This is a genomic window from Cryobacterium sp. N19 (genome assembly GCF_002929595.1).
GTDB classification, from domain to species: domain Bacteria; phylum Actinomycetota; class Actinomycetes; order Actinomycetales; family Microbacteriaceae; genus Cryobacterium; species Cryobacterium flavum.
This window is the reverse complement of sequence record NZ_PJJR01000053.1, coordinates 118,388-131,752: the sequence shown is the minus strand read 5'-3', so window position 1 is coordinate 131,752 and position 13,365 is coordinate 118,388. Positions and strand designations below refer to the sequence as shown.

Sequence of the window (13,365 nt, the reverse complement as noted above, 5' to 3'; positions counted from 1 at the left end):
GTCCCCGCGGACCGGTCCGTTGTCGTGCGACCAGATCTGCACACGCGCAAACGCCAAGCACACTCACTAGGAGGACACGCACCAATGACTGACTACATTCTCGCCATCGACCAGGGAACTACCAGTTCCCGGGCCATCATCTTCGATAAGGCCGGATCGATCGTGTCGACCGGGCAGCTCGAACACGAGCAGATTTTCCCGCAAGCCGGCTGGGTCGAGCACAACCCGAAGGAAATCTGGGACAACACCCGCGAAGTGATCGGGCAGGCGCTCTCCAAGGCCAACCTCACCCGGCACGATATCAAAGCCATCGGAATAACCAACCAACGTGAAACCGCGGTGGTCTGGGACAAGACAACCGGAGTCCCCGTCTACAACGCCATCGTCTGGCAGGACACCCGCACCCAGCCCATCGTCGACCGCCTCGCCGCTGACGGTGGGGTCGAACGGTTCAAGAAGAAGGTCGGGCTGCCGCTGGCGACTTACTTCTCCGGCACCAAGATCGTCTGGATCCTCGAAAACGTCGAGGGCGCTCGCGCCAAAGCGGATGCCGGCGACCTTTTGTTCGGCACCACCGATTCCTGGGTCCTGTGGAACCTCACCGGCGGCGTTGACGGCGGAGTGCACGCCACCGACGTCACCAACGCCAGTCGCACGCTATTCATGGACCTTGAAACCCTGCAATGGGACGATGAGATCGTAGCCATCTTTGACGTTCCGAAGTCAATGCTGCCGTCGATCCGTTCCTCGTCGGAGATCTATGGCACTGCGCACACCTCGAGCCTGCTGCGCGAGGTCCCCGTCGCCGGTATCCTCGGCGACCAGCAGGCCGCGACCTTCGGTCAGGCAGCGTTCGATCAGGGCGAGGCCAAGAACACCTACGGCACCGGAAACTTCCTGATTTTCAACACCGGCACCGAAATTGTGCACTCCAAGAACGGCCTGTTGACCACCCTTGGGTACAAGCTCGGCGATGACGCCCCGCACTACGCCCTGGAGGGTTCCATCGCGGTGACCGGTGCGCTGGTGCAGTGGATGCGCGACAACCTCGGCATGATCAGCTCAGCCTCAGAAATTGAGGCCCTCGCGAAAACAGTCGACGACAACGGCGGAGCGTATTTCGTTCCCGCATTCTCGGGACTGTTCGCGCCGTACTGGCGTTCAGACGCCCGCGGGGCCCTGGTCGGGCTCACCCGGTTTGTGAACAAGGGGCACATCGCGCGAGCGGCACTCGAGGCGACGGCTTTTCAAACGCGGGAGGTCATCGATGCGGTCAACGCCGACTCGGGTGTCCCCCTCACCGAGATCAAGGTCGACGGCGGCATGATCGCGAACAATCTGCTCATGCAATTCCAGGCCGACATCCTCGGTGTTCCAGTGGTCCGACCGGTCGTCGCCGAAACGACGGCGCTGGGCGCAGCCTACGCTGCCGGCCTCGCCGTCGGTTTCTGGAGCGGCCTGGACGAGCTGCGCACCAACTGGCAGGAAGACAGCCGGTGGACGCCGCAGATGGACGAAGCCGAACGCAGCCGCCAGCTGCGCAACTGGAAGAAGGCGGTCACGAAGACCTTCGGGTGGGTCGACGAGGACGTCCTCTAACGAACAGCCCAAAACTGCGGCGGCCCGATCTCAGACCTGGGTCGCCGCAATCCACGACGCCAGCTTGGCCGTGGCCGCCCCGGAATCAATCGCCTCGGCAGCCACCGCCAATTTGCTGCGAAAACGGTCCAGGATGGCGATCTGCACCTGCGACGCATCATTGGCCAGGTCGAACGCAACCAGTCCGGCCGCGGCGTTCAGCAGCACGATGTCACGAATCGGGCCCGGCTCGCCGGCGAGCACGGCGTGCACGATATCCGCGTTGTGCTGGGGCGAACCGCCCACCAGCTCGCTGATGTGCGCTCGCTTCAGGCCGAGATCCCGCGGGTCGATGTCGTGTTCGGTCACGAGGCCGCGCGAGACCTCCCAGACGTGACTGTGCCCGGTGGTCGTCATTTCATCGAGCCCATCATCCCCGCGAAAGACCAGTGCCGTCGCGCCTCGGGTCTGAAAGACGCCGACGAAGAGCGGCACTCGATCGAGGTCGGCGACCCCCACAGCGGATGCCTCCGGCCGCGCCGGGTTGCACAGCGGGCCGAGATAGTTGAACACGGTGGGGATCCCCAACTCCTTGCGGGTGAGGGCCGCGTGGCGGAATCCGGGATGAAAAGCAGCCGCGAAGGCGAAAGTGATCCCGGTTTCTTTGAAGACCTGGGCGACCCGGGTCGCGTCTCGGGACAGATCGATGCCCAATTCGCCGAGTACATCGGATGACCCGGATGCGGAACTGGCGGCCCGGTTGCCGTGTTTGACGACCGGAACACCGGCCGCTGCGCAGACTATAGACGCCATCGTCGAGATGTTCACGGTGCCGAACTGGTCACCACCGGTCCCGACAATGTCGAGTGCCATCGGATTGACCGGCAGCACAATGGCCTGTTCAAGAATCGCATCCCGGAATCCGACAATCTCATCGACGGTTTCCCCTTTGGCGCGAAGGGCAACGAGAAAAGCGCCCAGTTGGGAAGGAGAGGCTTCGCCGAGCATGATGCGTTCCATGCTCCAGGCGGCGTCTGCCACACTCAGGTCCCTGCCGGAAAGAAGAGAATTTAATATGTTGGGCCAAGACTGCGATTCAAGCATGATTCCGATCATAGGAGAACGGGCCCAACTCCCCCGAATTCACGGCCTGTAAGTGCTGAATTTTCCCACCCCGACGGGGTAGAAACTCTCACTTGCACGCCTGTTTGAGAAAAAACTGTGGGAATATCGGCCATAATAGAAGGGTGACCAGCACCTCAATTACTCAGACGGCGAGTGCGCCCGTCGTGAACCGGCCCAACAGCGTGGCTGTAGGCACCATTGTGTGGTTGGGGAGCGAGGTGATGTTTTTCGCGGGGCTCTTCGCAATCTACTTCACGCTCCGTTCAACCTCCCCCGAGCTGTGGCTCTTTGAGGCCGACAAGCACAACTTCACCTTCGCATTGATCAATACTCTGGTGCTGGTGTCGTCGTCGGTGACCTGCCAGTTCGGAGTATTCGCCGCCGAACGGCTGCAGGCTCGTTCAACCGGCTGGAAGCCGAGTGAGTGGGGCATGGTTGAGTGGTTCTTCCTGACCTACGCTCTCGGCGCAATCTTCGTCACCGGCCAGGTGTTTGAATACGCCACCTTGGTGTCCGAGGGTATTTCACTCTCCTCCAACGCCTACGGCTCAGCGTTCTACATCACGACCGGCTTCCACGGCATTCACGTGACCGCTGGCCTGCTGGCCTTCCTTCTTGTGATTGGGCGCGGCTTCGCGGTCAAGAACTTCGGCCATAAAGAAGCCACCAGCGCGATCGTGGTTTCCTACTATTGGCACTTCGTCGACGTCGTCTGGATCGGGCTCTTCCTGGTCATCTACGTTCTCAAATAGAAGTACATACCTAGAAACGGGAGCGGACTACTTCAGCATGACCACGATCAAAACCCCTCGCGCACGCCGACCACGCAAGACCGGGCGTCGCCATCCACTCGCCAGCGTTGCGCTCATTGCCATCGGACTGCTCTTTACGGGAGGCGCCTATGTCGCCTTCAGCAGCAGCACTGCCGTTGCGACAACGGATGCTTCCTCCCAGCAGACAATCGCCCAGGGTGAAAAACTCTTTGCGGCAAACTGCGCCACCTGCCACGGCCTCAGCGCTCAGGGCTCGTCAGAAGGTCCCAGCCTGATCGGAGTCGGCGCTGCCTCGGTCGACTTCCAGGTCGGCACCGGCCGCATGCCGATGCAGATGCAGGGTCCGCAAGCGCAGAAGAAGCCGGTGCAGTTCACGGCCGAGCAGACTGCAGCGCTTGCGGCCTACGTGGCCTCGCTGGCTCCCGGTCCGGGTATTCCCGCCGCCGAGCTGCTGGACGCTGCCGGCGATGCCGCAACCGGAGCTGAGCTGTTCCGCATCAACTGCGCTATGTGCCACAACGTCGCCGGTGCCGGTGGCGCACTGACCGAGGGCAAGTTTGCTCCTGCCATCGAGAACGTTTCTGCCCAGCACATCTACGAGGCCATGATCACCGGCCCGCAGAACATGCCCGTCTTCAACGACATGAACATCTCGCCCGAAGACAAGCGCGACATCATCACGTATCTCAAGTACGTCGAGGACAACCCGTCACCGGGCGGGCTAGCTCTCGGTTCTCTGGGGCCGGTAGCTGAAGGACTCTTCATCTGGATCTTCGGACTGGGCGCAATCGTGGCCCTCACCGTGTGGATCACGGCAAAATCAAACTAAGAGTCGGTATCCGGTCTTGACACTTCATTCGGTACCGATTGAACGTCGCGTAGCACCACAGTGCACAGTATTTACACCCACAAAGGAGACCCATGGCCAAGGACGATAACGGCGCGGAGGACGTAACCGCCGCCGACTCGCCTGGCGCGCAGCTCGCGACATCCGCCGCAAGCACAGCCGTCGTTACACGGGATGCCCTGGCTAACCCAGGATTCCCGCCGCACCGTCCGCGCATCACCGACCTTGAACACAAGGAAGAGCGCAAGGCTGAGCGCACCGTTTATACGCTGTTCTATGTATCCATCGTGGGTAGTGTCTTCGCGATTGCCGCGTACATGGCCTTTCCGATCGTGGCCGAGGATCCGGGGTCGGTTCGACTGAACAACCTCTTCATTGGTCTCGGCCTCAGCCTCGCGTTGCTCGCCATCGGTATCGGCGCTGTTCACTGGGGCAAGGCGCTCATGAGCGATCATGAGGGTGTTGACGAACGCCACCCCGTGCGTGGGACCGAGCCAGTTCGGGCCCGTGCCGTAGAAATCTTCCAGCAGGCCAATGAGGAATCGGGCTTCGGCCGCCGCACACTCATTCGCAATAGCCTCATCGGCGCGCTCGTCGTCTTCCCGCTCCCGGCGGTCGTTCTGTTTCGTGGCCTCGGCCCGATGGACCAGGATCCGGTGGCCTTGCTCAACGAGACCATGTGGAAAAAGGGCGTTCGCCTCACCATGGACCCGAGCGGAACCCCGATCAAGGCAGCGGATGTCACGCTTGGCTCGTCGTTCCACGTCATTCCCGAAGGCCTGTCCGAAATGGGCCACGGCCGTTTGGAAGAGAAGGCGAAAGCAGCCGTTCTGCTCATCCGAATGGATCCGGACGATCTGGTCGAAACGGAAGACCGCAAGTCCTGGTCCTATGACGGCATCGTGGCATATTCTAAGATATGCACCCACGTTGGATGCCCGGTTGCCCTTTATGAACAGCACACGCACCACCTGCTTTGCCCGTGCCACCAGTCGCAGTTCGACGTTGAGAACCACTGCAAGGTCATCTTCGGTCCGGCCAAACGGGCACTACCCCAGCTCCCGATCGCCGTGGACGCTGAGGGATACCTGATCGCGCAAAGCGATTTCACTGAACCAGTCGGCCCGAGCTTCTGGGAGCGAGCATGACCACGATAATCACCCGCGAATCCGCTGAGGACCAGGGCGTCGGGGTGAAGAAAGCCGGTGGCTTCACCGCCTCCGCCGCCAACTACATTGACGAACGTACGAGTATCTCGGGCGCAGTCAAGGAGTTGGGCCGCAAGATCTTCCCCGACCACTGGTCGTTCCTGCTCGGTGAGGTGGCGCTGTACAGCTTCGTCATCATTCTGCTCTCGGGATCATTCCTGACCTTCTTCTTCCAGGCCTCCATGGCAGAAGTCGTCTATAACGGCTCCTATGCCCCGCTCAAGGGCATCCCCATGTCGGCGGCAATGTCCTCCACGATGGACATCTCGTTCGACGTTCGTGGTGGCCTCCTCATGCGTCAGGTACACCACTGGGCGGCCCTGCTGTTCGTGGCCGCCATCGGCCTGCACATGCTGCGCATCTACTTCACGGGTGCGTTCCGCAAGCCGCGTGAGCTCAACTGGGTCATCGGTTTCATCCTCTTCATCCTGGCCATGGCCGAAGGCTTCACCGGCTACTCCCTCCCCGATGACCTCCTCTCCGGTAACGGACTGCGCATCATCGACGGCCTGATCAAGGGCATCCCGGTCGTTGGTACCTGGGTCTCCTTCCTGCTCTTCGGTGGCGAATTTCCAGGTACCGACATCGTTGGACGGCTGTACTCGCTGCATATTCTGCTGCTGCCGGCCATCATCGTCGCGTTGATCGCCATGCACCTTCTGTTCGTCGTCGTGCACAAGCACACCCAGTACCCGGCTGCCGGACACACCAACCAGAACGTGGTCGGCTACCCGGTTCTGCCGGTATACGCCGCCAAGGCCGGTGGATTCTTCTTCATCGTCTTCGGCGTGGTCATGCTCATCGCCTCGCTCTTCACGATCAACCCGATCTGGAACTATGGCCCATACGACCCGTCACCGGTGTCAGCCGGTACCCAGCCCGACTGGTACATTGGCTTCGCCGACGGTGCAATGCGGCTGATCCCGACCGGGTGGGAGTTCGTCTGGCTCAACCACACCTACTCGCTTAACATCCTTGTGGTGCTCATCGTGGTCGGACTGTTCATCGTGACAGTCATGGTCTACCCGTTCATCGAGGCATGGATCACCGGCGACAAGCGTGAGCACCACGTGCTCGATCGCCCGCGCAATGCTCCGACCCGCACCGCAATCGGCGCGGCCGGCGTGACGTTCTACGCGTCCTTGTGGGCGGCAGCGTCGTCGGATATCATGGCCACGCATTTCCACCTGACCATGGAGGGCGTCATTCACACGCTCCAGGCCACTACGTTGCTCGGACCGTTCCTTGCGTTCTTCATCGCCAAGCGGGTCTGCCTCGCTCTGCAGAAGAAGGATCGCGAGATTGTCCTGCACGGCTACGAATCCGGCCGCATCGTTCGGCTGCCCGGTGGCGAATTCGTCGAGGTACACCAGCCGGTTGACGAGTACGAACGCTGGAAGCTGGTCAGCTACAGCGACTTCAAGCCGCTCATGCTGCGCCCGAACGCTCAGGGCAAGATCGGCCCGGCCGAGAAGGTGCGTGCCGGACTATCCCGCTGGTTCTTCGAGGACCGGATTACTCCGGTCACGCAGGCTGAGCTGAATCAGGCTCACGGCGATCACCCCGCGGAGATCACCGACAAGTAGACAGAAATCAAACAGAACGGGCATCGATGTCACTCCAGACTTTATCGGAGTGGCTTCGGTGCCCGAACTGTTTTCTCCCCCTGCATCCCCGCGGCGAACTCATGCTGGCCTGTGAACGGGGTCATTCCTTTGACGTGAATAAACGGGGGTTCGTCAACCTGCTCACCGGCCCACGCAAATTCATCGGCGATAGCGCGGCCATGCTGGAGGCCAGGGACCGATTCCTTCGCGCCGGGTGGTACGACCCACTGCGAGACGCCATCCACACTGTCGTCGCCGGTGAGTCCCCCCGGCGGCTTCTCGACGTGGGTTGCGGAACCGGCTACTACCTGGGCGCAGCGCTGCCCCCGGGAGCCGACGTGCGAGCGCTGGGAATGGACCTCTCCCCCACTGCCGTGAGTCGCACCATCCGCTCGCACGATCGCGTTGACGGGCTGGTGGCGGATGTCTGGTCGCCCCTTCCCATTCGGGCCGGCGCCGCCGACGTGATTCTGAACGTGTTCGCACCGCGCAACGCTGCGGAATTCCAACGCGTTCTGCGGCCCGACGGTCTACTGCTCGTCGTAGTGCCGCAACCGACGCACCTGCGTCAGCTTCGGGAGTCGGGGCTGGCCGTAGAGATGCAAGCCGACAAAGCCGCCCATTTGACCACGAGCCTGGCCGCCTGGTTCCGCCTCGAGCATCACGACCAACTCGACCGCACAGTGCACCTGTCACCATTCGAGGTTGCATCGCTCATCGGAATGGGACCGTCCTCGCACCATTCGCGCTCTTCCGCCGGCGAGGACAGCACGGGTCTCGACCAACTCGTGACGGTTGCCTTCGATATCTTCGGCTTTCGGCGTCGATAGCAGGCCGCTGGATGCCCCGGCGAAACGGGCACGTTAAACGACAATACCGACCACCCGTGAGGGAGATCGGTATAGTCCGCGTCGTGTGCTTAGCGGGCGAACAAGCCCCGGTAGTACTCGTAGACCCAGCCGGTCAGGGCCACCAGGCCGAGCCCCAGTCCGATGAAGCAGATCCAGATTCCGACCGCGAGCCCGAGAAAGAGCAGCGCTGTGGATGCGGCCAGGAAGATCGGCCACCAGCTCCACGGGCTGAAAAAGCCCATCTCCGGGTCACCGTCATCGATGTTGCCATCCAGACGGTCTTCGGGCAGTTCCGCGCCCTGGGCGGCATGGACCTTGTCCAGGTAGAAGGCGATGAACGCTACCAGCAGGGTTGACAGCCCCAGCGTGAACGTTCCCGCCCATTCCACTTTTCCGTGGGCTGGGTCGAGTAGGCTCCACGCCACGTAGACGACCGTGACGATTCCGAAGAAGGCGGTGAGGACCCAAAGGATGTTGACGTTGGTCTTCATTTACTTGACCTGATTCGAATCGATGTCGTAGACCGCGGCGTCGGGCGCATCCTTGCCAGGGCCGATGCCGACGGGCAGGCCGGCTTCGGGGTGGTTCAGGTCGAAGGCCGGACGCTCGGAGCGGATACGGGGAATAGAAGTGAAGTTGTGGCGCGGCGGCGGGCACGAGGTGGCCCACTCGAGCGACGAACCGTAACCCCACGGATCGTTCACGGTCACCATCGGAGCCTTGCGGGCCGTGATGTACACGTTCAGGAAGAACGGAATCATTGACACCGCGAGAATCATGGCGCCAATCGTCGATACCTGGTTCATCCAGGTGAACCCGTCTTCCGGTGAGTAGGTCGCGTACCGGCGCGGCATGCCCATAACACCGAGCCAGTGCTGGATCAGGAAGGTGGTGTGGAAGCCGATGAACAGCAACCAGAAGTGCCATTTCCCGAGGCTCTCGTTGAGCATCTTGCCCGTCCACTTCGGCCACCAGAAGTAGAACCCGCTGAACATTGCGAACACCACCGTACCGAAGACCACGTAGTGGAAGTGGGCGACAACAAAGTAGGTATCAGACACGTGGAAGTCGAGCGGCGGCGAAGCCAGGATGACACCGGTCAAGCCGCCGAAAGTAAACGTGACGAGAAAGCCGATGGCCCAGATCATGGGGGTCTCGAAGGTGATTGACCCTCGCCACATGGTGCCGATCCAGTTGAAGATCTTCACCCCGGTGGGTACCGCGATCAACATCGTCATGAGCGAGAAGAACGGGAGCAGAACCGAGCCGGTGACGTACATGTGGTGCGCCCAGACGGTGACGGACAACGCGGCAATCGAGATGGTCGCGTAGATCAGGGTCTTGTACCCGAACATTGGTTTGCGGCTGAAGACCGGGAACACTTCGGAGACGATGCCGAAGAACGGCAGCGCAATGATGTACACCTCGGGATGGCCGAAGAACCAGAACAAGTGTTGCCAGAGGATGGCACCACCGTTGGCTGGATCATAGATGTGCGAACCGAAGATGCGGTCCGAGGCTGCGGCGAGCATCGCTGCAGCGAGCACCGGGAAGACCATGAGCGCGAGGAGCGACGTGATGAGAGAGTTCCAGGTGAAGACCGGCATGCGCCACATCGTCATGCCCGGGGCACGCATGGTGATGATGGTGGTGATGAAGTTCACTGAGCCGAGAATCGTGCCGAAACCGGAGAGACCCAGGCCGACCATCCAGAGGTTGCCGCCAACACCCGGCGAGAACGTCGTGCTGGCCAGGGGCTGATAGGCGAACCAGCCGAAGGATGCCGCCCCCTGCGGGGTGAGGAAACCGGCGACGGCGATGAGGCTGCCGAAGTTGAAGAACCAGTAGGCGAGAGCGTTCAGGCGAGGGAACGCGACGTCAGGGGCGCCGATTTGCAGCGGAACCAGAAAGTTGGCGAAGCCGAAGAAGAGCGGCGTCGCGAACATCAAAAGCATGATCGTGCCGTGCATCGTGAACAGCTGGTTGTACTGTTCCTTCGTCTGCACGACGTCAAGGCCCGGGGCGAACAGCTGGGCGCGAATGATCAGCGCCATGACGCCGCCGAGGCAGAAGTAGATGAACGAGGTGATCAGGTACATGTACCCGATGACCTTGTGGTCGGTGGAGGTGATCCACCGAACAAGGACGTTGCCCTTGCGCTCCGCCGACGTGGAGACCGGCGCGGCCGGGCGAGACTCCACTGGTGCGATGGTCGTAGTCATGGCTTAGTTGCCCTCCGGAGCCGTCGGGGCACTGGTGCCCGGCTGATTCTGATTGCGGTCGAACTCATTGTCGAGCTGACCGACGTTACCCGCGGTGCGCAGGGACTCGATGTACGTGTCGTAGTCAGCTTGGGAGACGACTTTGACGTTGAAGAGCATGAGGGAGTGGTATTCGCCACAGAGCTCAGCACACTTGCCCGCATAGGTTCCGATGCGCTGGGGGGTGACCGACATGTAGTTGGTCTTGCCGGGAATGACGTCCTTCTTGTACAGGAAGTCAATAACCCAGAACGAGTGGATGACGTCCCGAGATTCCAGTGCTATCTCGATGGTCTTGTCAACCGGGAGTACCAGCACGGGAAGCTCGGACTGGTTAATCGCGCCGGTTTCGCCCTTGGGATCAAGCTGGCCCTGGATTCCGGGTGAGTACACGTCTTCGTCGACGTAGTTGAAGTCCCAGGCCCACTGCTTGGCCTGAACTTCAATCGTCACATCGGGATTGTCGTAGCGTGCCTCGATGGCGATCTGGTCGCGCACGGTGAAGGCGAAGAAGCCGACGACGAGAATGAGCGGCACGACGGTGTAGAAGATCTCGATCGGCATGTTGTACCGAAGCTGAACCGGAAGCCCGGTCTGGCCCTTTCGTCGACGATAAACGACGATCGTCCAGATGATGAGGCCCCAGGTGATGAGGCCCACGACCAGGAGCACGATCCACGAGGTGGTCCAGAGACCCGCAATGCGATCGGTCTGATTGGTCACCGCCGTCTCGCCCTCTTCTTCAAAGCCGGGCAGGAAACCATGGAGCTGGGCTTGCGTGCATCCGGCCAGTACAACGGCTAACGTCGCTGCGAGCGGAATGGCAGCCCAACGAAGGCGGTGATTATTGCGCACCGGGGACCTTTCGGGAGATTCGAGGACGCTTCTCAGGAAGCGTTTTGATCGATTCCTAGCTTACTCCGCGAGAGTGCACACGAAGTGCACTCCGGGTCGGGTCGCACACGATTTGTGCGCGTGAAACCCTGTTGATGGAGCATTTCCGGGCGAATCCGGTGCAGATTGGGTAGAAAAAAAGCGGGGACACCATCAAAGTGATGATGTCCCCGCCGGTGGAACTTTTTTTAGTGGAAGGAATCCCCGCAGGCGCAGCTGCCGCCAGCGTTCGGGTTGTCAATGGTGAAACCCTGCTTCTCAATCGTGTCTTCGAAGTTGATCGAGGCGCCGTCGAGATAGGGAACGCTCATCTTGTCGACAACGACCTCGACACCGTCGAAATCGACGAGCGCATCCCCGTCGAGTACGCGTTCGTCGAAGTAGAGCTGGTAGACGAGGCCGGAGCAGCCGCCGGGCTGCACGGCAACGCGCAGACGCAGGTCTTCGCGACCTTCCTGAGTCAACAGGCTGCGGACCTTGAGCGCCGCTGCCTCGGTGAGTCCGACGCCGTGTGCAGCGTGTGCGGTGTCAGTAGGCGCGGTGTCAGCAACGCTGACGGTTTCTGTCATGGTGTCGGTCATGCTTCTCCTCGGTTCACGCAATCACGCTCAGTGCGGTCTCATAGATGACGATGTCATAAATTCTACCTTCGACAACCAGAAAGTCGACGCGGGCATTCCCACGCTCTCACATTTCTTTGGCCGTCGGCAGTTGACCCGGTGTTTGTTCAGTGTCCGTTGCGGTCGTTCAGGCTTCCGAGCAGGAATGCCTCACTGAGTACGGCGCGTTTGAACACGCCGAGGTGCAAAGACTCATTTGGGCTGTGGGCCCGGGAGTCAGGGTCTTCCACTCCAGTCACCAGGATCTGAGCCGTCGGAAAGACCCGCACCAGCTCGGCAATGAACGGGATCGACCCCCCGACGCCGATGTCGACGGGGGGAACGCCCCAGGCAGCCGTCATGGCGGAACGAGCTTCGGTCACGGCCCAGCCGCTGATATCGACGAGGAAGGGCTCGCCGGTATCCACATCGTCGATCTCGAGAACCGCGCCGAACGGCGCGTGCTCGTGCAAGTGCGCCTCGATGGCTGCGGCGGCTTCAACCGCGGACTGGCCGGGAGCGATGCGAGTGCTGAGCCGAACCGTCACCGCGGGGGTGAGAGTGTTGGAAGCGTTGTCGACGGTGGGTGCGTCAATTCCGGTCACAGTGAGGGCTGGTTGCGACCAGATCCGGCTCAGGATCGAGCCGTGGCCGATCGGGCTGACGCCGGGCAGCAGGCCGGTTTCTGCGCGTAGCTGTTCCTCTGAATAGTCCGGTGTAGGAACGTCAATGGCGGTGAGGCCGTCGACGGCCACCGACCCGTCTTCGTTGTACAACGTTGACAGCAATTTGATGGTGGCGAGCATCGCATCGGGGACGGCTCCACCGAACATACCCGAGTGTGAAGCGTGGGCGAGCGTGCGCACGGTCAACCGAAGCGTCACGTTTCCGCGCAGGGCCGTGGTGATTGCCGGCGTGTTGATGTCCCAGTTGTTGGAGTCGGCTACCACGATGACATCCCCGCGCAGAGCCTCGCGGTTCTCGTCGAGGAACGTGGCGAAGGAGCGGCTGCCGAATTCTTCCTCGCCCTCGATGAACAGCGCGATTCCCAGATCGAAATCGGTGCCGACGGTCGCAACGAGAGCGCGGATGGACGCGACGTGCGCCATGACGCCAGCCTTATCGTCGGCAGCTCCCCGCCCATAGAGTCGGTCGCCGCGCACGGTGGGCGTGAACGGATCGGACTCCCAATCCTCGTCCTGGCCGGGAGGCTGCACGTCGTGGTGCGCGTAGAGCAGGACGGTCGGTCGTCCGTTGCGGGCCGCGCGCGACGCCAGAATCGCTGGCTGCCCGAGTTCGGCAGCGCCGCCCGAGTTGCTGGGAGCAATGGCGGCCTGCACGATGTCGACCGACTCGAACACGTCAAGCCCGCGCACCAGCGCGGCGACGGCGTCGGCACTCGCGGCGACGTGCGAACGATCGAAGGCCGCCCAGGACACCGACGGGATGCGCACCAGCGCGCACAGGTCGGCGATCGTGCTAGGGAGACCCCGTTCGACCGCGCCCCGGAGGCCGGCCTTGGTGACCGAATCGGCGGCTGAATTGTCGCCGGAATTGGCGGCAGCGTCGGGCGTTCGGCCAGTGGAATGGGAATTCGTCTGTGGGTTACCAGTCATACCGGT

At 61.7% G+C, this 13,365-nt stretch carries 12 protein-coding genes; 6 read left to right on the top strand and 6 right to left on the bottom strand.

Annotation, left to right across the window (positions count from 1 at the left end):
• The first annotated feature begins 84 nt into the window (after nucleotides 1-84).
• On the top strand, nucleotides 85-1,599 hold the full coding sequence (gene glpK, locus CXY78_RS16445; protein WP_092340170.1) for a glycerol kinase GlpK: 1,515 nt from the start codon (nucleotides 85-87) through the stop codon (nucleotides 1,597-1,599).
• A 30-nt stretch (nucleotides 1,600-1,629) separates the two neighbouring features.
• On the opposite strand, the gene trpD is transcribed toward glpK, so the two are convergent.
• On the bottom strand, nucleotides 1,630-2,682 hold the full coding sequence (gene trpD, locus CXY78_RS16440) for an anthranilate phosphoribosyltransferase (protein ID WP_092340222.1): 1,053 nt from the start codon (nucleotides 2,680-2,682) through the stop codon (nucleotides 1,630-1,632).
• A gap of 143 nt (nucleotides 2,683-2,825) precedes the next feature.
• Here trpD and CXY78_RS16435 point away from each other — a divergent pair, with 143 nt between their 5' ends.
• The 5 genes from CXY78_RS16435 (at nucleotide 2,826) to CXY78_RS16415 (ending at nucleotide 7,968) form a co-directional block, all read left to right on the top strand.
• Nucleotides 2,826-3,455 carry a heme-copper oxidase subunit III gene (locus tag CXY78_RS16435; RefSeq protein ID WP_233197528.1) on the top strand — a complete coding sequence of 210 codons (630 nt, stop codon included), beginning with the start codon at nucleotides 2,826-2,828 and terminating at the stop codon, nucleotides 3,453-3,455.
• A 37-nt stretch (nucleotides 3,456-3,492) separates the two neighbouring features.
• Nucleotides 3,493-4,305, top strand: coding sequence for a cytochrome c (locus CXY78_RS16430; protein WP_092340171.1), 813 nt, complete (start codon nucleotides 3,493-3,495; stop codon nucleotides 4,303-4,305).
• A gap of 92 nt (nucleotides 4,306-4,397) precedes the next feature.
• A complete protein-coding gene (locus CXY78_RS16425; protein WP_104090282.1) occupies nucleotides 4,398-5,471 on the top strand; it encodes a ubiquinol-cytochrome c reductase iron-sulfur subunit in 1,074 nt (357 codons plus the stop codon).
• Nucleotides 5,468-7,117, top strand: coding sequence for a ubiquinol-cytochrome c reductase cytochrome b subunit (locus CXY78_RS16420; RefSeq protein ID WP_092340173.1), 1,650 nt, complete (start codon nucleotides 5,468-5,470; stop codon nucleotides 7,115-7,117). Before CXY78_RS16425 ends, CXY78_RS16420 begins: the two co-directional genes overlap by 4 nt.
• Nucleotides 7,118-7,143: 26 nt before the next feature.
• Nucleotides 7,144-7,968: a putative RNA methyltransferase gene (locus CXY78_RS16415; protein WP_092340174.1), complete on the top strand. Its 825-nt coding sequence runs from the start codon at nucleotides 7,144-7,146 to the stop codon at nucleotides 7,966-7,968.
• Nucleotides 7,969-8,057: 89 nt separating this feature from the next.
• Here CXY78_RS16415 and CXY78_RS16410 read toward each other — a convergent pair whose 3' ends face one another.
• The 5 genes from CXY78_RS16410 to CXY78_RS16390 form a co-directional block, all read right to left on the bottom strand.
• Nucleotides 8,058-8,480, bottom strand: coding sequence for a cytochrome c oxidase subunit 4 (locus CXY78_RS16410; RefSeq protein WP_092340175.1), 423 nt, complete (start codon nucleotides 8,478-8,480; stop codon nucleotides 8,058-8,060).
• Nucleotides 8,481-10,211 carry a cytochrome c oxidase subunit I gene (ctaD, locus tag CXY78_RS16405; protein ID WP_092340176.1) on the bottom strand — a complete coding sequence of 577 codons (1,731 nt, stop codon included), beginning with the start codon at nucleotides 10,209-10,211 and terminating at the stop codon, nucleotides 8,481-8,483. It abuts the gene before it with no gap.
• 3 nt (nucleotides 10,212-10,214) lie between these two features.
• A complete protein-coding gene (gene coxB / locus CXY78_RS16400) occupies nucleotides 10,215-11,105 on the bottom strand; it encodes a cytochrome c oxidase subunit II (protein ID WP_104090280.1) in 891 nt (296 codons plus the stop codon).
• 227 nt (nucleotides 11,106-11,332) lie between these two features.
• Nucleotides 11,333-11,713 (bottom strand): iron-sulfur cluster assembly accessory protein, encoded by a 381-nt coding sequence (locus CXY78_RS16395; protein ID WP_092340224.1) that lies wholly within the window; start codon nucleotides 11,711-11,713, stop codon nucleotides 11,333-11,335.
• Nucleotides 11,714-11,871: 158 nt separating this feature from the next.
• Nucleotides 11,872-13,359 carry a dipeptidase gene (locus CXY78_RS16390; RefSeq protein ID WP_104090278.1) on the bottom strand — a complete coding sequence of 496 codons (1,488 nt, stop codon included), beginning with the start codon at nucleotides 13,357-13,359 and terminating at the stop codon, nucleotides 11,872-11,874.
• Nucleotides 13,360-13,365: the final 6 nt, after the last annotated feature.